This window comes from Paenibacillus sp. PK1-4R, from assembly GCF_030369595.1.
In the GTDB taxonomy this organism is placed as follows: domain Bacteria; phylum Bacillota; class Bacilli; order Paenibacillales; family Paenibacillaceae; genus Paenibacillus.
The window spans coordinates 4,086,321-4,113,318 of sequence record NZ_CP126535.1 but is presented as its reverse complement, the minus strand read 5'-3'; the positions used below and the strand labels follow the sequence as shown (position 1 = coordinate 4,113,318).

The 26,998-nt window shown below is 41.6% G+C and carries 20 protein-coding genes and 2 pseudogenes; 19 read left to right on the top strand and 3 right to left on the bottom strand.

Annotated elements, in window-relative coordinates:
- Nucleotides 1–16 precede the first annotated feature (16 nt).
- The 4 genes from hflX to glnA all read left to right on the top strand — a co-directional run bounded on the left by hflX (nt 17) and on the right by glnA (nt 4,594).
- On the top strand, nt 17–1,303 hold the full coding sequence (gene hflX / locus QNO02_RS17780) for a GTPase HflX (protein WP_076331536.1): 1,287 nt from the start codon (nt 17–19) through the stop codon (nt 1,301–1,303).
- A gap of 83 nt (nt 1,304–1,386) precedes the next feature.
- Nucleotides 1,387–2,640: a methionine gamma-lyase family protein gene (locus tag QNO02_RS17775; protein ID WP_289389527.1), complete on the top strand. Its 1,254-nt coding sequence runs from the start codon at nt 1,387–1,389 to the stop codon at nt 2,638–2,640.
- A gap of 82 nt (nt 2,641–2,722) precedes the next feature.
- Nucleotides 2,723–3,136 carry a MerR family transcriptional regulator gene (locus QNO02_RS17770; RefSeq protein WP_056689944.1) on the top strand — a complete coding sequence of 138 codons (414 nt, stop codon included), beginning with the start codon at nt 2,723–2,725 and terminating at the stop codon, nt 3,134–3,136.
- A gap of 129 nt (nt 3,137–3,265) precedes the next feature.
- Nucleotides 3,266–4,594: a type I glutamate--ammonia ligase gene (glnA, locus tag QNO02_RS17765; RefSeq protein ID WP_091029299.1), complete on the top strand. Its 1,329-nt coding sequence runs from the start codon at nt 3,266–3,268 to the stop codon at nt 4,592–4,594.
- A gap of 69 nt (nt 4,595–4,663) precedes the next feature.
- Here the strand turns inward: glnA and QNO02_RS17760 are convergent.
- A pseudogene (locus QNO02_RS17760) lies at nt 4,664–5,847 on the bottom strand (site-specific integrase).
- A 920-nt stretch (nt 5,848–6,767) separates the two neighbouring features.
- Between QNO02_RS17760 and QNO02_RS30335 the strand changes: the two are divergent.
- The 5 genes and pseudogenes from QNO02_RS30335 (at nt 6,768) to QNO02_RS17740 (ending at nt 13,371) form a co-directional block, all read left to right on the top strand.
- Complete coding sequence (locus tag QNO02_RS30335) at nt 6,768–6,890, top strand: hypothetical protein (RefSeq protein ID WP_339309772.1); 123 nt, start codon at nt 6,768–6,770, stop codon at nt 6,888–6,890.
- Between the two features lie 302 nt (nt 6,891–7,192).
- The gene (locus QNO02_RS17750; RefSeq protein ID WP_289389526.1) at nt 7,193–8,215 is read left to right on the top strand and encodes a phosphotransferase enzyme family protein; all 1,023 of its coding nucleotides are present in this window, start codon (nt 7,193–7,195) and stop codon (nt 8,213–8,215) included.
- A 783-nt stretch (nt 8,216–8,998) separates the two neighbouring features.
- A pseudogene (locus tag QNO02_RS30330) lies at nt 8,999–9,166 on the top strand (peptidase G2 autoproteolytic cleavage domain-containing protein); the annotation flags it as partial.
- A gap of 884 nt (nt 9,167–10,050) precedes the next feature.
- On the top strand, nt 10,051–10,770 hold the full coding sequence (locus tag QNO02_RS17745) for an adenosine deaminase (RefSeq protein ID WP_289389525.1): 720 nt from the start codon (nt 10,051–10,053) through the stop codon (nt 10,768–10,770).
- A gap of 1,299 nt (nt 10,771–12,069) precedes the next feature.
- Complete coding sequence (locus QNO02_RS17740; protein ID WP_289389524.1) at nt 12,070–13,371, top strand: aldehyde dehydrogenase; 1,302 nt, start codon at nt 12,070–12,072, stop codon at nt 13,369–13,371.
- 106 nt (nt 13,372–13,477) lie between these two features.
- Here QNO02_RS17740 and lexA read toward each other — a convergent pair whose 3' ends face one another.
- On the bottom strand, nt 13,478–14,104 hold the full coding sequence (gene lexA, locus QNO02_RS17735; protein WP_017688034.1) for a transcriptional repressor LexA: 627 nt from the start codon (nt 14,102–14,104) through the stop codon (nt 13,478–13,480).
- A 296-nt stretch (nt 14,105–14,400) separates the two neighbouring features.
- Between lexA and QNO02_RS17730 the strand changes: the two genes are divergently transcribed.
- The 8 genes from QNO02_RS17730 to QNO02_RS17695 all read left to right on the top strand — a co-directional run bounded on the left by QNO02_RS17730 (nt 14,401) and on the right by QNO02_RS17695 (nt 21,680).
- On the top strand, nt 14,401–14,778 hold the full coding sequence (locus QNO02_RS17730; RefSeq protein WP_091020706.1) for a LysM peptidoglycan-binding domain-containing protein: 378 nt from the start codon (nt 14,401–14,403) through the stop codon (nt 14,776–14,778).
- A gap of 95 nt (nt 14,779–14,873) precedes the next feature.
- Nucleotides 14,874–15,083, top strand: coding sequence for a DUF896 domain-containing protein (locus QNO02_RS17725; RefSeq protein WP_017688036.1), 210 nt, complete (start codon nt 14,874–14,876; stop codon nt 15,081–15,083).
- A 125-nt stretch (nt 15,084–15,208) separates the two neighbouring features.
- Nucleotides 15,209–15,718, top strand: coding sequence for a hypothetical protein (locus QNO02_RS17720; RefSeq protein WP_017688037.1), 510 nt, complete (start codon nt 15,209–15,211; stop codon nt 15,716–15,718).
- A 28-nt stretch (nt 15,719–15,746) separates the two neighbouring features.
- The gene (locus tag QNO02_RS17715) at nt 15,747–16,538 is read left to right on the top strand and encodes an HAD family hydrolase (protein WP_289389523.1); all 792 of its coding nucleotides are present in this window, start codon (nt 15,747–15,749) and stop codon (nt 16,536–16,538) included.
- Between the two features lie 589 nt (nt 16,539–17,127).
- Nucleotides 17,128–18,057, top strand: coding sequence for an ABC transporter permease (locus QNO02_RS17710; protein ID WP_371129062.1), 930 nt, complete (start codon nt 17,128–17,130; stop codon nt 18,055–18,057).
- 12 nt (nt 18,058–18,069) lie between these two features.
- Entirely contained in the window at nt 18,070–18,942 is an 873-nt protein-coding gene (locus QNO02_RS17705) for a carbohydrate ABC transporter permease (RefSeq protein ID WP_036613592.1), read from the top strand.
- A 326-nt stretch (nt 18,943–19,268) separates the two neighbouring features.
- Entirely contained in the window at nt 19,269–20,903 is a 1,635-nt protein-coding gene (locus QNO02_RS17700; protein WP_091029319.1) for an ABC transporter substrate-binding protein, read from the top strand.
- Between the two features lie 102 nt (nt 20,904–21,005).
- Nucleotides 21,006–21,680, top strand: coding sequence for a GntR family transcriptional regulator (locus QNO02_RS17695; RefSeq protein WP_091020712.1), 675 nt, complete (start codon nt 21,006–21,008; stop codon nt 21,678–21,680).
- A 96-nt stretch (nt 21,681–21,776) separates the two neighbouring features.
- On the opposite strand, the gene QNO02_RS17690 is transcribed toward QNO02_RS17695, so the two are convergent.
- Nucleotides 21,777–22,322: an acireductone dioxygenase gene (locus tag QNO02_RS17690; RefSeq protein ID WP_047843398.1), complete on the bottom strand. Its 546-nt coding sequence runs from the start codon at nt 22,320–22,322 to the stop codon at nt 21,777–21,779.
- Nucleotides 22,323–22,501: 179 nt separating this feature from the next.
- On the opposite strand from QNO02_RS17690, the gene metH reads away from it, so the two are divergent.
- Nucleotides 22,502–25,942, top strand: coding sequence for a methionine synthase (gene metH / locus QNO02_RS17685; RefSeq protein ID WP_289389521.1), 3,441 nt, complete (start codon nt 22,502–22,504; stop codon nt 25,940–25,942).
- 76 nt (nt 25,943–26,018) lie between these two features.
- On the top strand, nt 26,019–26,957 hold the full coding sequence (gene rnz, locus QNO02_RS17680) for a ribonuclease Z (protein WP_017688042.1): 939 nt from the start codon (nt 26,019–26,021) through the stop codon (nt 26,955–26,957).
- Nucleotides 26,958–26,998 lie beyond the last annotated feature (41 nt).

Sequence of the window (26,998 nt, the reverse complement as noted above, 5' to 3'; positions counted from 1 at the left end):
GGGAGTGAACATATACATGACAAATGGCACACATGATACAGATATGGTCAAAAAAGATCGCGCCGTCTTGGTGAGTCTTGTTACGGATGATGTAAAACGTACAGGTATCAACCCTGAGTACTCTTTAGAGGAACTGGTGAAACTTGCCGAGACAGCTGGAGTGGAAGTGCTAAGTGTACTTTCTCAGAACAGGGAAAAACGTGATACCAAATGGTTCATTGGTAAAGGTAAGGTGGAAGAGCTTCGTGCGATTGCAGAGGAACTCGGAGCAACTACAGCTATTTTTGATCAGGAATTGTCAGGTGCACAGGTTCGTAACCTGGAAGAAACCCTCGATCTCAAAATTATTGACCGTACCCAATTGATTTTGGACATCTTTGCACAACGTGCCAACACTAGAGAAGGTATTATTCAAGTGGAATTGGCTCAACATAGCTACTTGCTGCCACGTTTGTCGGGTCATGGCAAGAACCTGTCCAGACTCGGGGGCGGAATCGGAACAAGAGGCCCAGGTGAAAGCAAGTTGGAGACAGACCGCCGTCACATCCGTGGTCGTATCGATGATCTGAAGCGTCATCTGGAAGAATTGACTCGTCATCGCAAGTTGCATCGTGAACGCCGCAAAAAGACAGGTATTGTTCAGGTGGCCCTCGTTGGTTATACCAATGCTGGAAAATCAACCTTGCTCAAACAGTTGACGGCTGCAGATGTGTATATTCAAGATCAGCTATTTGCTACTCTGGATCCAACATCACGTACGATGGAACTTCCAAGTGGAAAAGAAATCGTACTTACCGACACGGTTGGTTTTATTCAAAATCTCCCGCATGATCTGATTGCAGCATTCCGGGCAACGCTGGAGGAAGTGAATGAAGCAGACCTGATCCTGCATGTTGTGGACGCCTCATCAGCTATGCGTGAAGATCAGATGCGGACGGTTAATACGATTCTGCAAGAACTTGGTTCAGGGGACAAGCCGCAGTTAGTCCTGTATAACAAAAAAGATGCGTGCACACCAGAGCAGCTTGAGATGCTTCCATTGGATAAAGGTCACATTAAGGTAAGCGCATTAGACTCTGAGGATCTGCTTAAAATCCGTGAATTGATTCAGACAGAGCTGACAGGTGATACGAAACGCTTCCGTATTCCGGCAGAACGTGGTGATCTTACGTCGGTACTCTACAAAATTGGTGATGTAGTGGATACCAGCTTTGAAGAGAATGATGTAATTTATGAAGTTGAATTGCAAAAAGGTGAATATGAGAAATTTGGTTATATGCTTGAAGAATTCATTGAATTGTAATATTCATGACATATTGATGTGATAAGTTACACGATAATGGATATTCAACGTCAGATTCGTGCTATGAAGGGGAATGAAGTAAGATGGTAAGCTTTGATTCAGAAATATCTGAACTTCAACGTCAAGTGGAGCGTCAGATTGAAGGACAACTGCAACAGATTGATCGGATAACAGATCACAATCAATGGAAGGTGATTAATGCTTTCCAACAGCGAAAAGTAAGTGATTTTCACTTTGCAGGTTCAACAGGTTATGCCTATAACGATCGTGGGCGTGAAGTGCTTGATGAAGTATATGCTGATGTTTTCGGCGCGGAAGCCGCGTTGGTGCGTCCTCATTTTGCTTCAGGTACTCATACGATTAGTACAGCTCTCTTTGGTGTTTTGCGTCCAGGTGACGAATTATTGTACATCACGGGTAAGCCTTATGACACATTGCATAAAGTTATTGGCAAACCCGGTGATGGTACAGGTTCATTACGCGATTTTGGCATCGGTTACCGTGAGACGGCCTTAACTGATGAAGGTGGAGTGGACTGGGCAGCGGTTGAAAAAAGCATTACACCGGCTACAAAAGTCATTGGGATTCAACGTTCACGTGGTTATGACTGGCGATCCTCCTTCTGTGTTGCTGAGATTGCTGAGATGGTTACGCGTGTTAAAGGGCTTAAGGAGGATGTCATCGTATTCGTAGATAATTGTTACGGTGAATTCACAGAGGAACGTGAACCGACAGAAGTCGGAGTTGATCTGATGGCCGGATCACTGATCAAGAATCCTGGTGGAGGCATTGCGGAAACCGGTGGATACATATGCGGGAAGGAACAGTACGTACAGCTGGCAGCTTATCGTCTGACAGCCCCTGGAATCGGGGGAGAGGTGGGAGCGATGCTGGGGACAACACGTGGCATCTACCAAGGACTTTACATGGCACCGACAATTGTAGGACAAGCTATCAAAGGAAGTACGTTTGCTGCTGCGATGTTTGCTGAATCTGGATTTGTAACCAAACCCGCCTGGAATGAAGCTCGCACAGATCTGATCCAGGCTGTTCAGTTTAGCTCTGCTGAGCATCTGATCGCCTTCGTGCAGGGGATTCAGCGTGCAGCAGCTGTGGATAGTCATGTGGTTCCTGAACCTTGGGATATGCCTGGTTATGAGCACCCTGTCATTATGGCGGCAGGTACGTTCATTCAGGGTGGAAGTCTGGAATTATCAGCCGACGCGCCTATTCGGGAGCCGTATATCGGGTATATGCAAGGCGGATTAACGTACTCTCATGTCAAATATGGCGTTTTGATGGCGTTACAGACTATGAAAGATCGTAAATTATTGTGAGTTTATCTAACACGTCATTGACACTTGGTAATAACTAAATGTACAATAGGGTGAAGAATAGATGACTGGAAGGTTGATGAACATGGGTGATGAAATTCGCAGAAATATGGCCTTATTCCCGATTGGTATTGTAATGAAACTTACGGATCTGTCTGCACGTCAGATTCGTTATTATGAGCAGCACAGCTTGATCGTTCCTGCGAGAACGTCAGGTAATCAACGTTTATTCTCTTTTAATGACGTAGAGAGATTGCTAGAGATCAAGGCTTTGATTGAAAAAGGAGTTAACATCGCGGGCATCAAACAAGTGATGAATCCTGTTTCGAAAGAATCCGAGGAAGCTACAGTTATCACGCCAGACACTGAAGTTAAACGCAGAGAGTTGTCCGATACGCAGTTGCACCGCTTGCTGAAGCAGCAGCTTGTATCAGGTAAGAGACCTGGACAAGTATCTCTCATTCAGGGAGAGCTTTCCCGATTCTTTAATAAAAAGTAAATTCGCATAACTTGGCGAGTGAGGGGAAAACATGCACTTTTGGTGTGAGACTCCTTGACCCGTGGAACTTTCTAATGTACAAATATAACAGGCAAGCCAAATACGCAGATAAGAAAGGGAGAGGTTATAGTGAGTTATACAAAAGAAGACATTCTCCGCATTTCGAAAGAAGAAAACGTACGATTCATTCGATTGCAATTTACTGATTTGCTTGGAGCTATCAAAAACGTTGAGATTCCTGTGAGTCAGTTGACTAAGGCTCTGGATAACAAAATGATGTTTGATGGATCTTCCATTGAAGGTTATGTACGTATTGAAGAGTCCGACATGTACCTCTATCCAGATCTAGATTCTTGGCTTATTTTCCCATGGGTTGCAGAGAACCGTGTTGCACGCCTGATTTGCGACGTATATCTTCCGGATGGTAATCCGTTCCCAGGAGATCCACGTGGCATCTTGAAACGTAACCTGAAGGAAGCCCAAGATATGGGATTCACTTCCTTTAACGTTGGTCCTGAACCCGAGTTCTTCTTGTTCAAAACAGACGAAAAAGGAAACCCAACTAACGAACTGAATGACCAAGGTGGTTATTTCGACCTTGCGCCTACGGATCTTGGTGAAAACTGTCGTCGTGACATCGTTATCACACTTGAAGAAATGGGCTTTGAGATCGAAGCTTCCCACCATGAGGTAGCTCCAGGTCAGCATGAGATCGACTTTAAATATGCTGATGCCCTGAAAGCAGCTGACCAGATCCAAACGTTCAAACTCGTTGTTAAAACGATTGCACGTCAGCATGGTTTACATGCTACATTCATGCCGAAACCGCTGTTTGGTATGAACGGATCCGGTATGCACTGTAACCAATCCTTGTTCAAAGGCAATGAGAACGCATTTGTTGATGAGTCGGACGAGTTGGGTCTGAGCAAAACTGCTCGTCACTTCATGGCTGGAACTCTGAAGCACGCGCGTGCGTTTGCAGCAATTACTAACCCAACTGTGAACTCATACAAACGTCTTGTACCAGGTTATGAAGCACCTTGTTATGTAGCATGGTCTGCTAGTAACCGTAGCCCAATGATTCGTATTCCAGCTTCCCGTGGTTTGAGTACACGTGTTGAGGTTCGTAACCCGGATCCGGCTGCTAACCCTTACCTGGCTTTGGCTGTTTTGTTGAAAGCAGGTCTGGACGGAATCAAACGTGAGCTTTCCTTACCTGCTCCAATTGACCGTAACATCTACATCATGTCAGAAGAAGAGCGTGTGGAAGAAGGCATTCCAAGCTTGCCAGCTGACCTGAAAGAAGCATTGAATGAATTGATCCGCAGCGAAGTCATCTGTGACGCTCTCGGCGACCACGCCTTGGCTCACTTCTATGAGCTGAAAGAAATTGAGTGGGATATGTACCGTACACAAGTCCACCAATGGGAACGCGATCAATATATCACTTTGTACTAATCGAAAAAACCTTGTAACTACGGGGTTTTGAAGGAATGAACCGGGGGACGTTTCGAGGGAATTGCACTTCTATTGAGGTTGCGTCCCCCAAACGTCCCCCGGTTTTTGATTTTCTGATCCAAAAATACGGGAAGTGTACTCTTCATATTTATCAATGTTTCTCTTTTCTAGCTTTTTAGAAATATGAGCATACACATCGGATGTAATTTGCACGCTGCCATGCCCAAGTTGCTCTTGTACAAATTTTATGTCAGCCCCAGCTTCAAGCATGACCACGGCATAGGTATGTCTCAAGGAGTGAATTGTTAATTCCTCACTCAAATCAGCTTTTCTCAAAATCCTCTTCGAAGCATTAAAGAGACTAGATTTAGGCATCGGACTACCGTCGTTTTTGCACAAGACTAGGTTTAAATCGTGTCTGTACATTGACTCCCCTAAATTGATCTTATTTTGATTCTGCCATGAAGCATGGTACCTCAAATCATTTATGATGCCGTTACTTGCACTAATGGTGCGTGTAGATTTTTTGGTTTTTGTATCTCCGAAAAGTTCATCCTCGTCTTCAGCTTGGAAATCGAGTGTTTCATCCACGCGGATCGTCTTTTCTTTGAAATTGATATCCGACCACTTTAAAGCGGCAGCCTCACCTTTTCGTAACCCCGTTTCAATCAGCACTTTGAAGAAAATCCAATAAATGTACCCATCTCCTCGAGCTGTATGAAGAAATTTGGGAATGTCCTCTGAATCAATGAATTGGATCGTCTTCTTTTTGTGCTCTCCTTTAATAATTGAACCTTTACATGGTTGCGTATTATTTTCCCTTGAATCAATGCATGCTCTATGGCTGAGTATACTTTTGAGTTAATGATCTCGACCGTTCGTTTACTGAGTCCCTTTTTAAATAGAGAGTCCAAAAAGACTTGATACATATCTGGTTTTAAATCCTGGAGCATTAGACGCTTAAAATAAGGTTTGATGTGGGTGTTAAGATTGTTATCATGTAGTTTGATTGTGTTCTTTCTTACAACGCCTTTTTTGTAATTATCAATCCAATTACGAATGTAATCGACCAAAGGAATGTCCGTCTGTTCGAACCCTTGCTTTAGCTGCCTTAAAAATTCAGCAGCAGCTAGTTCAGCCTCTGGTTTAGTTCGAAAGCCAGCCTCGGATTTCTCCTTTTGTTGTTGAGTGAACGGATCGGTGTACTTTAACCGATACCTCCAGCCGCTTTTTAATTTCTTAAAAATTGCCAATTTCATTCCTCCTACTAGAACGTTAGTTCTTTTTATGTGTATGTAAAATCGCCTCACGGCGATGCAAGCGCAAGTTAATCAATTTGAGGCGAGCAGTGAAATGTTTTTGTTGAAAGATGAAAAAGGAAGAACTTCGAATAAGAGTCGGAAAAAGATATTTTAAAAAAAATCATCAAAAAACGAGCCTTCGGTAACTAAGGCTCGTTTGTGCAGGAGTCATATTTGGCTCCAATAACTATGTTTGGATTAGTGCAGAAGTTTCTTGCGGAAAAGTAACTAAAACAATTCTACCCTATTTCACAGGATTTGACCATACTTTAGCTTTAAAGCTCGAGACCAGAAATTGTACCGATTGCCGAAAAGGACAAGGAAATGATCTGATTACCGATTAGATAAGTATTTAACTACTTGTCACTGCTCTAATTCATTAAGCTAGCGGGCAGTTTAGTTTAAGATTAAACTGCGGTGAACCATATCATCGCTAGTGATAAAGCAGAGAATTGAACTGGATATCGCATCGGCAACGCTGAGTTTGCAGGAAGGAGCTTAAAGTATTCACGTACTCGATACATGTGGAGTGTCTAATATTGATGGTTCGTAAGGAATAGATGAGATATGACAGTTTAGCTCAAACGACTTAATTGTATAGTGTTGACACTTCGCCCACTTGGAGTAATATGTTACTATTGAGATAGCATTCTATTTCCGATGAAGACATATTTTAGTTTGAATGTTATTTAGGAAGGAGAGACACTATGACAATGTTCGAGATATGTTCTATGCAAAGTCTATTTTATGAACAACGGCGGTTGTTTGTATAGAGCTAATAATATAAGTAACCGCTTAAATCTGGATAGTGATAATTGTTATAGTGTAGACTTTGCTACCTTAAAATTCAACTATTTTAAGGAGCGGCTATCATGAGATATGTAAATGCCGACATCATCTTTCCGGAAGAATTACTAAATGAAATACAAAAGTATATGAACGGTGAATTGGTTTACGTCCCTAAATCAAAAGCTTTGCGTAAAAAATTGGGGTGAAAATTCAGGCAGCAGAAAAATTATAATCTTAGAAATGATGAAATCCGGCGAAAGTTTCTCGATGGTGACACTATCGAGAAACTTTCAGATCGATTTTGCCTTTCAAGCGATACTATTAAAAAGATCGTTTATACAAAATAATAGCTTAACAAAAGTCGCATTGAAAGAAATTCCAATGTGACTTTTTTGTGTATAGTATAGTTTAAATTGTTTATTACATATTTTCAAGCTTTTACTATCGTTATAATAACATATAAGAGAAGTAGTTGATTTACTTCATAAAAACTGCAGGGGGATAACAAATGAATGATTTTTTTAGATTTGATACTGATGTAGAACGGCGGGCGTTATTAATCAGAGCAAGGAAAGTCGCTTTATCTGCAATTCGAAAGTATGACTTAGAATGGGATAACATCCAGTTTATTCAACTATCCGGCGATACGATCACGTATAAAATTGAAACCAGTACAGATAACAATTATTTACTTCGCATTCATTCGGACCGATTAAGCAGAGAGGAAATTCGTTCGGAACTCCTACTGTTACAAGCACTGAACAAATCGAAAGATCTAAAAGTACCAGAAGGGATGGCAAATTGTGATGGTATTTATGTATTGGAGATCGAAACAGAGACAGGATATAGGCGCCCTTATATAACGATGATGCGATGGATAGAGGGTGAAAAAGCAGCAGGTGAATTTACAGATAGTCAAGCATATAATATGGGTGTATTGATGAGCAGGCTCCATGAAGCAGCAAAGGATTTCAATCCACCTTCTGATTTTGTAAGACCTACTTGGGGAGTAGAAAGTTTTAAACGTGAAATGGCTAAGTTGGAACGTTACTATGAGCGTTTTTTATCCGAAGAGGGATGGAAGCTGTATCAAGATGCAGCTGAGAAGGTTGTATCCCAACTTACCACGATGCATCCAAGTGAACATAACTATGGACTCATTCATGCTGATTTACATACCGGTAATATGGTATTTGAGGATAATCAACCCTATCCGATTGATTTTGGAAGATGTGGGTACGGATATTATCTCTACGATATGGCAGGCACCATATTGGAGCTTTGGCCAAAGCATCGATGGATGCTTATCCAAGGTTATGAGATTATTAGGAAGTTGGAAACCGACTATATTCGGGATCTGGAATGTTTTTTTGTCATGTTCATGATCGAGAACTGCTGCCATCACGCCTCTGATCCAAGAGAAACAACCAGTTTAATCGATGAACAAAAGTATGCCCAAGCATACATAAGAGAATATTTAAATGGTAATCCATTTTTATTCGAAGTGATTGAGCCTGTAAATGTGGATTAATACTAACCGATACCGGGCTAAAATAATGATATCTTATGGTGATGATTTACAATAGGTCGCTGTTTAGAGTGTTTGTTCGTATCATCTAGTTTTAAAAACGTGAGCTATGACTTCGAGTTTATATAAGATCTACTTGTGTACTTAGCGCTGAAACTTTTCTGTTTATTATGAAGATTTATACTTATTCATGAAGTTTGTCCGATCCAGTTGTTCTTCAGCTTCTCTAGTTCCCCCTTCATTTTCGGGGTATATTTTGACGGAGCTGTTTGGGTCGTTTCGTGATTTTTTAAACTGGCATTGAGTTGGAATGAAGGCGACTCGAATTGGTGGGTCGTCTTTTTTCTTTTCTAGGGGCTTGATGGTTTGCGCCGGATGTTCAGGTCAGCGAGATGCCAAATACGGTTGAGGCATTATGGAAGATCGAGCTTTTATATGGAAAGCATCCGTCCTATACGGAGAGTACGTATGCGGTAAAGTTAACAACAAAGCTGGAGGGGGAGCTTCGAAGTGCTCCTTGGTCAGCGATTTGAGGGATAAGTTCGATGAGTTCCTCAGAGATTTTAATGTTTTTGGAAGTATGGAGAAGGCAGAGCTGCATCAAACCATTGATTATGTGAAGCTTTAAACTTCATATTCTGCAGAATTAGCATAATGTATTTATTAAGAACCCCTTTTATATCTTTAAAGCCTCCTAATCCAATTGGACACTCGAAGCCACCTCAGATACACTAAATGAAATGAGGAGAGCGTCCATGAAAAGATGGAAACGGGGAGGTTACAGTCCCATCACACACGTTGAAAACAGCATTAATCAATCCTCAGTATGATCCTTTACAGACTAACGTTTCTCGGTTGGAGCGTCCAGAATGGGTAGCTGTAGGAATGATGGGAAAACTTCTGATAAGAGATGATGGCACATGTCGAGAGAACGGGTACTGTATAGAACGTTAGTTCTTTTTTTGTGTATGTAAAACCGCCTTACAGCGGTGTAAGCGCAAGTTAATCAAAGTATCGAACAGAGCAGTAAAATGTTGTTGTTGAAAGATGTAAAAAGGAAAATCTTCGAATTAGTAACAGAAAAGATATTTTACAAGATACATCAAAAAACGAGCCTTTGTATATAAGGCTCGTTTGTGCAGGAGTCATATTTGGCTCCGAAAGTTATGTTTAGTCTACTACATTTGTTTTATCGCTGAGAAAGTAACTATAACAATTCTACCCTATTTCAGAGAATTTGACCATACTTTAGTTTTATAGTTCATGTCCTTAGTTCGAGACCAGAACTTGTACCTTGTACCAAGTGTCGGAATAGAGATGTGTCTAATCATTGTGCGTTTAACTGAAAATATCATTTAGTATCCTAGCGCATGAGAAGTTACATATTATTATATAGCAACTGAAACGCTGAGATAGGGAATCAGATATTAAAAAAACGAAATATAGTACTGAAAATAGCTGTTGAGCAAAGGGGATTATACTGGTTAAAGCTATCATCATAAATATTATTTAAAAACTTTAAGGTATATAAGAGAAATTTTACCAAATTTATGTTATAATATTTTTGAGTTGGAAATACAATACTTGATTCTGTGAACAAGAGGTGAGAGCAACTATGAAAAATAGAAACATAACAGGTATTGTATTGGCTATAATCTATTGCATTGTTCTTTACTTTATTTTAACAGATTCTCCGCCTGGTGAAGCTCCAAATAATCCGTTCTGGGTTTATTTGTTTATTCCAATTGGGGCTATTGTGATTACATCTTTGTTTGATTACGTAATCAAATTCGATTTTTTTAGAAAAAAGAAAGATTAGAATTGAATGGAGGACTAAAATGATACAAACAATGAAAATTGCTAAAACATTTTTAGCCGGAGTCATGCTTTCTACATCTATCTCAATTCCAGCATTCGCTCAAGATCAGGCAAATTCTTTACCAGCACTTCAAGTGGAAAATAGCCTTTTAGAACTAGTCGAAAGTACAACCGATAATTCCATCACTTTTAAAGACGGTTCTACATTAATTCAATATGACAGCTATTATATTGCAACAGATTTAAATGGTAAAGATGAGTTAAAAATTACAAAAGTTGATGAGACTAAAGTAAAGTATGAAAATCTTCAAACTGGCGAAGTGAATTATGCTACAAACGAAATAAAACCTATTCACGAAGATCTCAGTTTCTCGCCACAAGCATTAGCAGACGGTTATGTATATAAAGGCAAAGTAGAAAATTCCACAGAGATAATATATGCAACTGCTTCTGCAATAGCAGGTATACTTGCTTCCTTTATAGGAGGACCTGTAGGTGGTAGAATAGCGGGCATACTTGTAAGCATCGGTGGTTATTATCTTTCTAAGGATGCACCCAGAGCCTATTGGGTAACAAAAACATATACTAGAGATGTTAAGCATAGTGATTTTAATGCGACTTTATTCATCAGGAAAGACCATCATTATTACAAATATCATGATTATACCGGTTTTATTGATACCGCTTCGACAATCCAGACTTGCCAACCTTTTGGTTGTGGTCCAGTGAACGAATATTAAATCTATTTATGTCGGATAGAAAATATCCCATTAAAGTCGCTATTATAGCGGCTTTTTTGTTTTATTCGTACAAGTTCATTTTTCGATTACCGATTAGATAAATATTTAACTACTTAGCAGAAACTAAATAAATTGATAGAGTGGTCTTACGAAAAAGCAAAGCTCAACCGATAAAGCAATTGATGCTTTAATCCGTTGGCAAAACATTAAAGGAGTAACAAGCAGGTTTCTAACTGGCGTAGGTGGTGTTGTCACTCTTCCAGTAGCTAAACCAGCTGATTAATGTACGTGCAAATACGAGTGATAGCTGCCATTGCTCACATGCGTGGTTATAATCCAAAAGATGATGAAGTTAAGACGTTGGTTTTTTCGTGTCTTACCAGACAAGCTGCTACAGATATTTTGAAGGCTGGTATAAAACCGGGCAGTATACCTGTAAAGAATGCGATTAAAAAGATTCCAAACGTAGCAATTAAGACTATAAATCAAGTTTGGTGAAAAAGGTATTATGTTTTCTTTCCAATTAAGTGTAGCCCAGCGGAATTAGACTTAAAAATAGTTTTAAGATAACGGACAGGATAGTGTAATTATTACGCGAATTATCCTAGGGAGTTGCATAAAGAAGGAAAAACCTATCTAGATAAACAAAAAAACTTCTTAGTGAGACTGGTGGAAAGTGTGCAAACCCGGGATGTTTAAGAATAGAGCCTGTTGATTACCATCAAATCAAGGTATGGGCAATTCATAAAAAACACGAAACTAGGCACATGATTGCGTGGAAAACTTAAAATAACTGATGATGAGTTATATAGATGGAAGCAGATAAAAGGGTCACCAAAGAAGCCTATGTTTGTCTGTAACCATGGCTTACTTTTAACATGATGTATTCGTTCACCGATATATAATCGTAAAGCTCTCTTTTCATTAATGAAAGGGGAGTTTTTTATATGTGGTAACTAAACATTTCTATTTTGAAGAAATGTATCAATTCATGTTAGTAACAGCGCAAAAACCATTGTCATTATCTAGTAACCCATTAAAGAGAAACTGAAATTAGAATGCTTTCTTACAGTGCATTAAACTGTCTGAAACAAAAGATTTAAATCAAACTTCCTTAGAAATTCTGATAGCCACGAAATAGAAAGGAATACTAACATTCACTCTTTTAAAATTCAAACCATCATTCCAATATATACAAATGGATGTTTCATTTGTATGTTGAAAGTTTCATATAGAAGAGGTATACTTTAATTAAATTTTGAGCAATTTAATTTTAAATAATTAATTGGAGATGTTAATATGGATCAAGCAAAACAACTAGTGACAGAACAACGTACATTTTTTTATACAGGACAAACTAAAAATATCGAGTATCGAATTAATGCGCTTCAACAGCTTAGAAAAGGAATTGAAAAGTATCAGCAACGGATTCAAGATGCACTTCGGGCAGATTTGAACAAATCTGAGGCGGAAGCTTACGGTTCCGAGATTCGCATTGTTCTGGGTGAACTGGATTTTGCATTAGAACATCTGCAGGAATGGGCTGCACCCAAACAAGTTCCAACCAATTCGGCTATGCCGGATGGGGTGAGTACCATTTACCCTGAACCATACGGAGTGGCGCTTATTATTGCACCTTGGAACTATCCTTTCCAATTGGCCTTCGGTCCACTGATTGGAGCAATTGCAGCCGGTAACTGTGCAGTTATCAAGCCTTCTGAATTAACACCAGCCGTATCTCGTCTGACGTATGATCTGATTCAGGAGATCTTCCCTCAGGAGTATATCGCAGTTATGGAAGGGGAAGTCGAGGCCAGCACAGCATTGTTGAAAGAGAAGTTTGATTATATTTTCTTCACAGGAAGCACGGGTGTTGGTCGCATTGTGATGAAGGCAGCTGCGGAGCACCTGACTCCTGTAACTCTTGAGTTGGGCGGTAAAAGTCCTGCTATTGTCCATAGCGATGCAGATCTGAAGCTGGTGGCCCAGCGTATTGTTCGTGGTAAGTTCCTGAATGCAGGCCAAACTTGCGTTGCTCCGGATTATTTGCTTGTACATGAACAAGTTCATGATGAATTGATCAATCTGATTGGTGCAGAGATCAAAGATAAATTTGGAGATGATGTGTTACAGAACACTGATTTCCCGCATATTGTCAATGCTCGTAACTTTGATCGGTTATCGAAATTCCTCACAGATGGCAAAACGCTGATAGGTGGACGATCTGTACGTGAGCAGTTGCTGATTGAGCCGACTGTACTTGGAGATGTGAACTGGGAATCAGCTGTCATGCAAGAAGAGATCTTCGGTCCGATTCTTCCTGTATTTACGTACAGTGACTTGAACCCTATGCTGGATGAGATTGTTCGTCGGCCAAAACCATTGGCGTTATATCTCTTCACACAGGATGAGCAACTGCAGGATCAGGTTCTGAATCAAGTATCCTTCGGTGGGGGATGTATTAATGACACACTTTCTCATATGACTTCACACTATCTCCCGTTTGGTGGTGTAGGGGAGAGCGGTATGGGCTCATATCACGGGCAACAGAGCTTTGATGTGTTCTCGCATCACAAGAGTGTTCTGAAACGCAGTGAATAATTAGCAGTTAAAACAATATAAAAATAAAAAAAAGAGGTTGTCCTGTTCATCAGGGCAACCTCTTTTCGTATTTCATTGCATCTAGTTTTGTTACTCGAGTTAAATATTAATGAATATCTCGGAAAAGGCCAATGACTTTACCCAGAATACTAACGTGTTTCAAACGTAAAGGTTCGAAGGTCGCATTCTCCGGTTGAAGGCGAATATGATCTTTCTCTTTATAGAACGTTTTCACTGTAGCTTCATCGTCTTCAGTCATTGCAACGACGATATCACCGTTATCAGCAGTTTGCTGCTGACGGACAATAACGTAATCTCCGTTAACGATTCCAGCTTCCACCATACTATCTCCCACTACTGAAAGCATAAACACTTTCTGTTCGCCTACATAATGTGTAGGAAGAGGGAAGTAGTCTTCAATGTTCTCGGTTGCAGTGATTGGAACCCCGGCTGTAACCTTACCAACGACAGGAATACGTGCAACGCTATGAGCAAATTGATGAGAATGCTCAGATTCTTCCTGGCTCAAAAGCTCAATGGCTCTTGGCTTGGTAGGGTCGCGTCGGATCAAACCTTTTTTCTCCAAACGATCCAAATGTCCATGTACTGTTGAGCTGGAAGCAAGTCCAACAGCTTCACCAATTTCCCGTACGGAAGGAGGATACCCCTTCAACCGGACTTCATTTCGTATAAACTCCAGAATAGCCTGCTGCCTGCTGGATATCTTCGACATACCGTATCAACCCCATTTTAGTAACGTTTGGGAAAATTATAACATAGAACCTCCGTTCGTACAAACATAAGTTCTAAATAAAATGGCATTAAATCAGTGTTTTTTAACTTTTAGAACCGAATTTGTCCAAAAGGCAGAGCATAATACTGCAAATGCTCTGCAAAAGAACTTTAATTAAGGTATTTCTCCTTCAAAAAAGAAGCGAACAATTGTTCTAAAAATCTATTGAACAAAACAAGTGTTCGTGTTATATTGATTTCAAGAGATAGGAACAAACGTTTGGAGGCGGGTATTTAATGAGATATTCTACTTATCAAAGCATTTATGAACCAATGAATTCGGAACTGGTGAAGTCTAACATAGGGAACTACAAGAAGGTTTTAGCACGTTTCAAGATTTCTTCATGGATGTTAAAGGTAGCCATTACTTCTTTGATTATATTTATTGGATGCAGCACTGTTTTAACTGTATTTGCTGGCAATGAGAATGATGTTCTGCCTGGAGGAAAGATAGCCGTTTCACAAGGGGAAACATTATGGAGTATTTCTTTGGAACATAAACCTACGAATATGGATACACGTATTTATATAGAAGCAATTAAGAAAGTGAATCAACTTCATACAACTTCCATCCAAGTGGGACAAGTACTAGCTCTACCGCAATTTGCAGAATAAAATGCACATCAATGAGTGTTAACGCGTGTCAGCTTGACAAGCTGCCTTTATAATGGCAAAGTTAATATGACTTTGTATTTTTGGAGGGGACAAGCTTGGATATAGATAGTCTGGTAGCACGCATTAACGAATTGGCTCGTAAGCAAAAGTCCACTGGATTGTCGGAGGAAGAACTTGCTGAACGTGCCGAGCTAAGAGAGATTTATTTGAGTAATATTCGCAGCAATTTCAGACAACAACTGGATACCATTGAGATTGTTGATGATGAGAATGACAAAGGCCACCAAGGCAAACTCAAACACTAACGAAACCTAATGATATCATTATGATATTTAGGTTTCTTCCTGTTATTTTGAGTGTGCAATTTATAGGGGGAAATGTTGGTTTGCAATTATGTAAGCCGATACAAAGACACATAAGGGGGATTCTCATGTCGCGTTCGTTCGAGAGAACGGTTAAGAAAAATTCCAAGCAGTTAAATCAGCAACGCAAAAAAAGTGGTCAACCAATCACAGGTACACCAGGTGAAGAAGTCTTTAAGGGACGCAGCTTGTTGTTCCCAATATTTTTGATTGGTCTCGCCTTTTTGTATCTGTTTATGAGCACATTCCTTGTGCAAGCTCCAATGACAACTTGGGACTGGGTGACCATGCTGCTTTACGTATTTTTGGCAGTCATCTTCATGCTTCGCCGTCCATACATCAAGATTAGCAGTAATCGGATTATCACGACGAAGGGTAATCGTGAACGTTCAATCGGGGTTGACGATATTGTCAAATTCAGAATTGAACCAGGTACAGTTGTTATCGAACATAACAGTCGCGGGAAAAGATGGGTGTTTACCAAGTTATTGAACCGTTACGATACAGATGCGATTGCCGAACGATTGTTGAAGTTTGCAAAAGCACACCAGATCACCGTGGAAACCGTCGAAAAGTAATTATTGCATAAAGGGGTAGATGATCGGAATGGCGTTAAAAGCGATTTTGTTCGACCTAGATGATACTTTATTATGGGATGAGCGTAGTGTTCGAGAAGCTTTTCATGAGACTTGTCTAATCGCAGCGCAAAAGACTGGGGTTAAACCAGAAGAACTTGAAGAAGCTGTTCGTAATGAGGCACGTGGACTGTATGAATCATATGAAACCTTTCCTTTTACTAAAATGATTGGAATCAATCCGTTTGAAGGCCTATGGGCTAACTTTACTGGTGGGGATCAACCTGAGTTCCGTCAGTTGGAACAGCTTGCTCCAGTTTACCGTAAAGAATCCTGGCGTCGTGGCTTGTTGAAGTTGGGTATAGATCGGGAAGATCTTGCTGAACAACTGGCCGCACAGTTTGGAGTAGAACGGAGATCCAGACCACATGTATACGAAGAAACGATGGATACCTTGCGTCAGTTACAAGGAAAGTACAAACTGTTGTTGTTAACAAACGGTTGTCCTGCTTTGCAACAAGAGAAGTTGGATGGTGTACCTGAATTGACTCCTTTCTTTGATGAGATTATTATCTCGGGTAACTTCGGAAAAGGAAAACCAGATCCGTCGATATTTGAACATGCTTTGAATAAACTGGGTGTTAAACCCGAAGAGAGCATGATGGTTGGAGACAAGTTAACGACTGATATTCGTGGTGCTTTATCATCTGGCATCCAATCCGTATGGATTAACCGTGAGCATAAGACCAACAATGAAACGTATGCGCCAGACCATGAAATAACGCATTTATCGGAATTAAATCAGCTTATTGCTAATTTCTAAGCAGATCAGCTATAACATCTTTCCTCAGCACCCTGAAACATTGGAAGCTTCTATGAACGATGCTGTCGTTCTTGAAGTTACCAATGTTTTTTTATTTGAGCTTGTTGACTAAATTACCTTGTTAAAAGAGATCTCCATTTTTTTTACTAAAAGTTATTGAAATTAGGGGGAAGCTGGATTAGAATATAACTAACATACTAGTATGACTAGTATTTAGATTGTCCTAAAGCAATTTCTTTTTGACTTACTTCATTAAAATGGAAGCAGGGAGTTATTGCTAATTATTTTCTATTGATTGTAAGCGCTTAATATTTTGAAAAAGCTTATTTCGATTTGGAGATCACACCACTTAGTAAGTGCTAATTAATGATGTGAAGCACCTTGGATTGTGTGATTCTACATAATACATCAAATTGATATCGCTTACATTTGGCATTTATCTATTTCGTAGTGGGGGTGAAGTTGAAGGATTGGTTGTCTTCTACAAGAGGAGAAACGATGGGAGTTGTACATGAATTACTCTTACTTATCAAGTCCTGGATCGGAGTGAAAACACATGGAGTCGGAAACCGCTAAAACAACGTTAACCATGACATCTTTACGTAAAGAGAGCAGATTACGAACGGCAGCAACTTTGTTCCGCAAAGACTGGCAGCTGTATTCACTATTAATCCTTCCCATCATTTATCTCCTTATTTTCAAATATGGACCGATGATTGGTAATGTGATTGCGTTCAGACGTTTTGTTCCCGGGGGAAGTATATTTGGAGAAACGTGGGTCGGATTAAGGTACTTTAAAATGTTTATTGAGGACCCTACCTTCTGGAGAGTATTCGGTAATACGCTGATGTTAGGCGGACTTGCGTTACTCTTTACATTCCCGGTTCCAATCATTTTTGCCTTGATGCTTAACGAAGTGAAGAGTAAACGATTCAAAAAGTTTGTACAGACCGCGTCATATCTGCCTCATTTTCTGTCCATCGTTATCGTTGCGGGTATGATCCTGCAGCTGACAGCAGTGAATGGTTCCATTAATGGGCTGGTGGCTTTCTTTACCGGAGACAATATTCCTTTTATGCAGCGGGCTGAATGGTTCAGAACAATCTATATCACTTCTGAGGTATGGCAGGGTATGGGTTGGGGAGCGATTCTGTATCTGGCTGCACTGACAACCATTGATGATTCTTTGTATGAAGCTGCGCGTATCGATGGTGCCAATCGGTGGAAGCAAACGATTCATGTAACAATACCAGGGATCTTGCCAACGATTGTGACGTTATTGATTTTGAACATGGGAAATTTCCTGGCTGTTGGATTTGAAAAAATCTTACTCTTGTACAACCCGTTGATCTACGAGACATCTGATGTGATCTCCACTTACCTTTATCGGGTCGGATTGGAATCCAGTAACTTCAGTTATGCTACCGCAATTGGCTTGTTCGAATCGCTGATCGGTCTGATTCTGGTGTTCTCCGTAAATGCCATCTCACGCAGACTGACACAAAGAAGCTTATGGTAAAGGAGGAGCATCATGCAGGAATCCAGATCTTACAAGGTATTTAAAGTATTCAATGTCATCTTTCTGCTGTTCGTGGTATTCATAACACTCTATCCATTCTTAAATGTCGTGGCACAATCCTTCAGTAGTGAGTCCTATATTAATTCCGGTAAGGTTAGTTTGTTCCCAAGAGGATTCAATGTGGAGACATACAAGACCATCTCGCGTGACAGCATGTTCTGGACCAATTATAAAAATACGATTATCTACACTGTAGTAGGTACGTTAATCTCCATGTTCATGACGACTATTTTCGCATATGCTCTGTCCAAAAAGAGGTTGATGGGTCGCAAGTTTCTGACGATGTTCGCCGTATTCACGATGTTCTTCAGTGGTGGATTGATTCCAAACTATGTCTTGATTAATTCCCTTGGGTTCAACAACACCATGTGGGCACTTGTTGTTCCTGGCGCAATTAGCATATACAACATGCTGATCATGAAGTCATTTTTTGAAAATATGCCTGAAGAACTGGAGGAAGCTGCCTCCATAGACGGTTTGAACACCTACGGGATCTTGTTACGCATTATTTTGCCGCTTAGTAAAGCAGTTATGGCAACCATGGTGTTGTTCTACGCAGTAGGTCATTGGAATTCCTGGTTCCCAGCCTTTCTGTATTTGGACAAAAAAGAACTGTTCCCGGTCACCATTTATTTGCGCAATATGATTGCAGGAGCGACAAGCGGGGCATCTGCCGGTGCAACCTCAGCTGATAACCTGACACAGATTGCTGCCAATATTAAGTCAGTAACGATGGTATTAACCATCTTGCCGATACTCACCATCTATCCATTTGTCCAAAGATACTTTGTAACCGGTATCATGTTAGGGTCTGTTAAACAGTAATGCGCAGCAGCTATATAAATTGAACTAAAGATGATTTACACGGAACACTCCGATGACAGAATAACCTTTCAATCGCTGTTATCCCCAGATTTTTTCGATTCCCTTTTTAAAAGGGAAAATCCGGTGATAGCATATGCTTCCGATGAAGCTTTCTTTCAGAAAGCTTTAAGGCGAGCGCTTCGCTTTTTCAGGTTTTTTCTGTCCTCTCCGTTTTGTGTAAATGAATAGTTCAATTTATATAGAAGTTTCACATGATTACTTTTAGAGATTGATTAAAAAGTTTTAAGGCAAGGTCAACCTAAACCAAATTCAGGGGGATAACCTAAATGAATCAAAAGCCACGTAAGTTTGTTGGTAAAATGGTGTTGGCAACAATGATGACCGTTGTTCTGGCAGCATGTAGCAGCGGTACCGGAGCTGGAGGTGACGTCACAGAAGTTCAAACCAAGGCAGCGATGGAGACGTACAATGTAGGGGATACATTCAAGGCGACTGAGCCATTTAATCTCTCCATACTATATAGTGATCAACCTAGTTATCCATACAAAAAAGACTGGTTACTTTTTAATAAAATTACCGAACTGACGGGTGTTACGCTTGAGCCAACGATTGTACCCATGAGTGATTACCCTCAGAAGAGATCTCTGTTGATTAGCTCCGGTGATGCACCACTGGTTATTCCTAAAACGTACCCTGGTGAAGAGTCTGCATTTGTATCCTCCGGTGCGATTTTGCCAATTAGTGATTATATTGATTTGATGCCAAACTTCAAGGATAAAGTGGAAAAATGGGGTCTGGAAGATGAACTTGAAGGACTTCGACAGGAAGATGGAAAGTACTATGTACTCCCGGGTCTGCATGAAGAAGTATGGCCAGATTACACACTACTCGTAAGAACGGATGTTTTTGAAGAAAATAACATCGCCATCCCGACCACATGGGACGAATTGTATGATGCAGCGAAGAAACTGAAAGAGATTTATCCGGATTCCATTCCGTTTTCGGACCGATTCCAATTTAATAGTACGTTGAACATCGCTGCTACTGGCTTTGGTACCAAGGCTGGATGGGGTTTTGGTAACGGATTGACGTATAAGGAAGATCAGGATGAGTTTGTGTACACGGCTACAACACCAGAATACAAAGAGTTGCTAACGTACTTTAACAAGTTGGTATCCGAAGGGCTACTCGATAAGGAGAGCTTTACACAGGATGATGATCAGGCTGTACAGAAATTTGTATCCGGCAAATCATTCATGATTAATGGTAATTCCCAAACGGTGGTGCTGCACCGAAATGACATGAACAAAACGCTGGGAGAAGGTAAATACTCAGTTGCAAAGATTACAGTACCTGGTGGACCAAAAGGGCAATTAATGTCCGGCTCCAGACTTGAAAACGGTGTTATGATCTCCGGGAAAATTCAAAAAAGCGAAAACTTCAAAGCTATTATGCAATTTATTGATTGGTTATACTACAGCGATGAGGGTCAAGAGTTTGCCAAATGGGGCGTTGAAGGCGAAACATTTACCAAAGAGGGCGGAACACGTAAATTGGTAGAAGACGTGAACTACAATGGCTTGAATCCGAAAGGAACGAAAGACTTGCGTATTGACTATGGATTCTCTGGTGGTGTATTTGCCTACGGGGGTACCACAGATTTGCTGCAATCCATGTTTAGTGAAGAAGAGTTGAAATTCCAGCAAGACATGAAGGATACCAAGGAAGTGATCCCGGCAGAACCACCGATTCCTTACTCTTCAGAGGACCGTGAACGGGTGACACTTCTGAGTACACCACTGAAAGACTATTCGGATCAAAATACACTTAAATTTATCTTGGGTGAGCGGAACTTGTCTGAATTCGATACATTTGCCAAAGAGCTGGAGAGTCAAGGTTTATCTAATTATCTGAAGCTGGCAAATGATACGTACAAAGCCTACAAAGAAAACAAGCAATAATATAGTTGATGTTGGCCAGATTACCGTTTCACACCGATATATAAGTGGAACGGTAATTTGTGCTAAGATGAATGAATACGGCTGATAGAAAGAGGTCTAGGCATGTCACTTAATCAAAAAATTAGAGGCTCGACCCGGGCATATTCATATAACCTGTTAAAAGAACGAATTCTTCATCTGGAACTTAAGCCGGGTACCAAGATTTCAGAGAAAGAGATTGCAGATGAACTGCAGGTGAGCAGAACACCCGTGCGAGAAGCATTCATGAAGCTTGCTGAAGAAGAACTGCTGGACATTATTCCCCAGAGTGGAACGATCGTCTCTCATATTAATCTGGAGCATGTGGAAGAAGGCAGGTTTATGCGGGAGAAGATGGAGAAGGAAATCGTGACTTTGGCTTGTGTTTCTTTTCCTGAAGAGTTCCGATTTCGACTTGAAACCAACATTGCAATGCAGGAAGTCTGTATAGGAAAAAACAATTTCTATCGGCTTTTTGAACTGGATGAAGAGTTTCATCAGATTTTGTTCCAGGGCACGGGTAAGCTGAGAACATGGAAAATGTTGCAACAACTGAATATTCCGTTTAATCGGTTGCGTTTATTACGTCTTGCGGAGGACTCCAACCTGGAGGTCATTATTTCCCAGCACAAAGAGATTTATCGGCTTATCACAGAGCGGCAGACTGAGCAAGCTGTTCAGGTGATGGAAGCTCATCTTAGACTAGTTGTTATTGAACAGGAATCGATTAAGGCGAAATACCCGCATTATTTTATATAATGCAACGATGTTGTATAATACTCTCCATATGCATATGCGAAAACCCCTGTTCAATTGAACAGGGGTTTTGGTTAAGCAAGTTGTAACACGAGAGTGTTAGGCTTGTTTGATAAAAGTAGGATCAGGGTATGGATCTGCAATCCAGCCATCTTTTTCGATGAACAGACGTACAGCAATAATTTGTTTATTCTCCATTAAAGTGAAGAAGTGCGGTGTATTCTCAGGTACAGAGATAACGTCTCCTGGAGACAATTCTACATTAAAGTAGCCTACATCGTCTGTAGCTTTGATAACAAAGATTCCTTTACCAGCGACAATTGCACGAATCTCATCTTCAGCGTGGGTGTGGATCTCTTCGAACTTGGCCAGCTTTTCTTCGATATCTGGTGTTTGTTCGGACAGCGTGATGACATCCCAGATCTGGTATCCACGACGTGCAGCCAAATCTCTGATTTCATAATCGTAAGTTTCCAAAACCTCAGTTTTCTGTTCATCAGTTAATCCAAAGTTATTTTGCAGATCAGTGTTCAGTTTGGATGCGTCCCACTTCTCGTATAATACTTCGTATTTGTTCAAGAAATTTCGAACATTTTCGTCACCAGTGATGCGTTCGTTCGTATTTCGGATAACAATTTCAGCCATGTTCTTTCCCTCTTTTCCACTTGGTTTAATTGAATTATATCGGATTGCTTTGTTTTTGTCGATTCTCAAATTCCGTTCATATTCGTGCAAACCCGCCATCTTTCGGGACCAAACCCGATCTTTCACATTAAGTTAGTTTCTGTTAAACTAAGATTTAACGTTTTGCGGGGGTGAAGATATTGGATAAGATTAGTCTACACGATGCATTAAAACAACGAATATTAATCCTCGACGGTGCAATGGGGACCATGATTCAACAAGTTGATCTGACTGGCGAAGATTTTGGCGGCGAAGATTTGGATGGATGTAATGAAATGTTAGTGCTTACTCGTCCAGAGCTGATCCAGCGCATTCATGAAGAATATCTGGAGGCTGGAGCCGATTTAATTGAAACCAATACATTTGGTGCCACATCCGTTGTGCTTGCTGAATACGATATTCAGGATCGGGCACGCGAGATCAACCTGGAAGCAGCCAGAATTGCGAAAGCTGCGGTTGATCGTTTCTCTACACCTGAATCTCCACGTTATGTGGTAGGTGCGATGGGACCAACAACCAAAACACTGTCTGTAACTGGGGGAGTAACGTTCCAGGAACTTATCGACAGTTATTTGGAGCAAGCGCTTGCTTTAATAGAGGGAGGCGTTGATGCGCTACTACTCGAAACCTCACAGGATACCCTCAATGTAAAAGCAGGCAGCATTGGAATTCAGCAGGCCTTCGAACAGAGTGGCGTTACACTGCCCCTGATGATATCAGGAACGATAGAACCGATGGGTACGACCCTTGCGGGTCAGAACATCGAATCCTTTTATATATCCTTAGAACACCTTAACCCAATTTCGGTAGGACTAAACTGTGCTACGGGTCCTGAGTTCATGCGTGATCACATTCGCTCGCTTTCTGGAATGGCATCGGTTGCCGTTAGTTGTTACCCGAACGCGGGTCTTCCGGATGAGAACGGTAATTACCATGAGTCACCAGACTCGCTTGCTCAGAAGATTGGTGCTTTTGCCGAACAGGGCTGGTTGAATATTGCTGGTGGATGTTGCGGGACAACCCCTGCACATATTCGGGCGATGCGCGATACACTTGCCCAGTACCCCCCAAGAGAAATGAACGGAACACATCCACCGGCATTGTCTGGTATAGAACCAATCTACATTGAACAGGACAATCGTCCATACATGGTTGGTGAGCGTACGAACGTGCTGGGATCACGGAAATTCAAACGACTCATTGTAGAAGGCAAATATGAAGAAGCTTCGGAAATTGCTCGTGCTCAAGTGAAAAATGGAGCGCACATTGTTGACGTGTGTGTACAAGATCCGGACCGTGAAGAGTCTGAAGACATGGTGAAGTTCCTTGAACTGGTTGTGAAAAAAGTTAAGGTTCCTCTCATGATTGATACGACGGATGCTTCAGTAATTGATCTGGCCCTTCAGTACTCACAAGGTAAAGCGATAATTAACTCCATTAACCTTGAGGATGGCGAAGAGAAATTTGAGTTGATTACGCCGTTGCTTCATAAATATGGTGGTGCGGTTGTTGTCGGAACGATTGACGAACGAGGTCAGGCGATTAGTCGGGAAGACAAGCTTGACGTAGCCAAGCGCTCTTACGATTTGCTAGTGAACAAATATGGACTCAAACCAGAAGACCTGATTTTTGATACGTTGGTGTTCCCGGTTGGTACCGGAGATGAACAGTACATCGGTTCAGCCAAAGAAACCATTGAAGGTATAAGAGTTATTAAGGAAGCGATGCCTGAATGTCATACGATACTCGGTATCAGTAACATTTCATTCGGACTGCCTGAAGCAGGTCGTGAAGTGCTGAACTCTGTGTTCTTGTATGAATGTACCAAAGCAGGTCTCGACTATGCCATCGTGAACACAGAGAAACTGGAGCGTTATGCGTCCATTCCAGAAGAAGAGCGCAGGCTCTCGGAAGAGCTTTTATATAACACGAATGATGACACACTGGCGGCGTTCGTAGCGGCGTTCCGTAACAAAAAGGTTGAGAAGAAGGAAAAAATCTCGAACCTTTCATTAGAAGAGCGTCTCGCTTCATATGTAGTAGAAGGAAGTAAAGAAGGATTGCTGCCAGATCTCGAACAGGCACTTGCCAAATACACAGCACTTCAAGTGATTAACGGTCCACTGATGCGGGGTATGGAGGAAGTAGGTCGTCTCTTTAACAACAATGAGTTAATTGTAGCTGAGGTGTTGCAGAGTGCGGAGGTTATGAAGGCTTCTGTAGCATATCTGGAGCAATTCATGGAGAAGAACGAGACTTCGGTTAAAGGCAAGATCATTCTGGCTACGGTCAAGGGCGATGTGCATGACATCGGTAAAAACCTGGTTGAAATCATCCTGTCCAATAACGGTTACCGGATCATTAATTTGGGTATAAAAGTACCACCAGAACGTATCATTGAGGCGTACCGAGAAGAAAAAGTCGATGCGATTGGCCTCTCGGGGCTATTGGTAAAATCAGCGCAGCAGATGATTCTGACCGCTCAGGATTTGCGAACAGCAGGTATTGATGTACCTATTATGGTTGGTGGAGCGGCGCTAACACGTAAATTCACCAAAAATCGTATTCGTCCTGAATATAACGGAATGGTTGTATACGCTAAAGATGCGATGGACGGTCTGGATCTGGCGAACAAATTGATGAATCCCGTTTCACGTGAAGCGATGCAACTGGAGATGGAAGCAGAAAAAGAAGCTGATGCTTCAGGTGCTGTAGCTGTTCAGACTCTTCCAGAGCTTACGCGAGTGGAACGTTCGGATATTGCTGTAGATAATCCGGTTCTTGTCCCGCCTGATCTGGAGCGGCATACAATGCGTAACTACCCACTATCACATATCCTGCCATATGTGAACATGCAGATGTTACTTGGTCATCATCTGGGATTGCGCGGTTCAGTAGAACAACTGCTTGCTTCAGGTGATAAGAAGGCTACCGACCTGAAAGCAGTCGTGGATGATATTATGCAAGAGGCTGTGCGTGACGGGATTATTCAGGCGCATGCCATGTATCGTTTCTTCCCTGCTCAGTCCAGTGGTAACAGCATCATCATCTATGATCCAAAGGACACCAGCAATATCTTGCATACCTTTACGTTCCCACGTCAAAAAGTCGAGCCGTTCCTGTGCCTGTCCGACTTCCTGAAACCTGTTGAATCCGGTCAAATGGATTACGTTGGTTTTATGGTTGTTACTGCCGGACACGGCGTGCGTGAACTATCCACTGCGTGGAAAGATCAAGGGGATTACCTTCGCTCGCATGCTCTGCAATCCGTAGCGCTTGAAGTAGCAGAGGGATTAGCTGAGCGTGTGCATCATATGATGAGAGATATCTGGGGATTCCCTGATTCTGCTCAGATGACCATGAAGCAACGTCATGGGGCACGTTATCAGGGAATCAGGGTATCCTTTGGATATCCGGCTTGTCCGGATCTGGAAGATCAAGGGCCGTTGTTCAAGTTGCTGCAGCCTGAGGATATCGGTGTGGAATTGACGGAAGGTTTCATGATGGAACCTGAAGCATCTGTATCAGCGATGGTGTTCAGCCATCCGCAAGCCAAGTATTTTAACGTAGAAAAGGCATAAATCATTAGAGTGTCAGGCAAAGCCCTCCGCAATGTCGGAGGTTTTTTGCTGGCAACAGAAAGAGGTGCGATCCAGAGTGGAACTATATTTCCTGGGAACTAATGCTGGTGTACCTACGCTTCAACGGAATGTAACTTCCATTGGGCTACGCATGTTGGATGAGCGCAGAGCTTTGTGGTTGTTTGACTGCGGGGAAGGAACGCAGCACCAGATTTTAAGTTCTCCGCTTAAACTGAGCAAATTGGAGAAAATATTCATTACTCACCTGCATGGTGATCATGTATTTGGACTTCCAGGACTGCTTTCGAGCAGAGCCTATCAAGGTGGCACCACACCATTAACCGTATATGGTCCGCCAGGTACGGAACGAATGATCAGTACAACAATGGAGCTTAGCCAATCCCGGGTGAACTATGATTTGAATATCGTGGAACATACGGGCGGCGTCCTGTTCGAGGATGACAGTTTTATCGTGGAAGCTGCTTTGCTTGAGCATCGGATTGACAGCTATGGATACCGGATTACGGAAAAAGATCGTCCAGGAAGCCTGGACCCAGCCAAACTGGCGGAATACGGTTTGAAACCAGGCCCATTGTTCGGCCGGCTGAAACGTGGAGAAACCATTACGCTGGATAACGGTGATTCGCTTCGTCCAGAAGATGTATTGGGAGCGCCAAAACGAGGCATGGTGATCACCATATTAGGTGATACACGTCCATGTGACAACGTACAGCCACTTTCCATCAATGCAGATGTACTTGTGCATGAAGCTACATTCATGCATGATTTGGCCGATACAGCGCATGAGTACTATCATAGTACTTCTAAACAAGCGGCAGAAGCGGCTAGAGCAGCCAATGTAGGGCAACTAATCATGACTCACTTCAGTTCACGCTATAAGGATGAGGATCAACTTCAGCCACTTTTGGAAGAGGCGCAGTCCGTATTCCCGAATACCAGACTTGCAAACGAACACCAGCTTATTCCTGTCGTGCATCGCAAGCAAGAATCTTAACCCTGATTGCGAACCAGTGCACGGCTAAACACGTCATATAA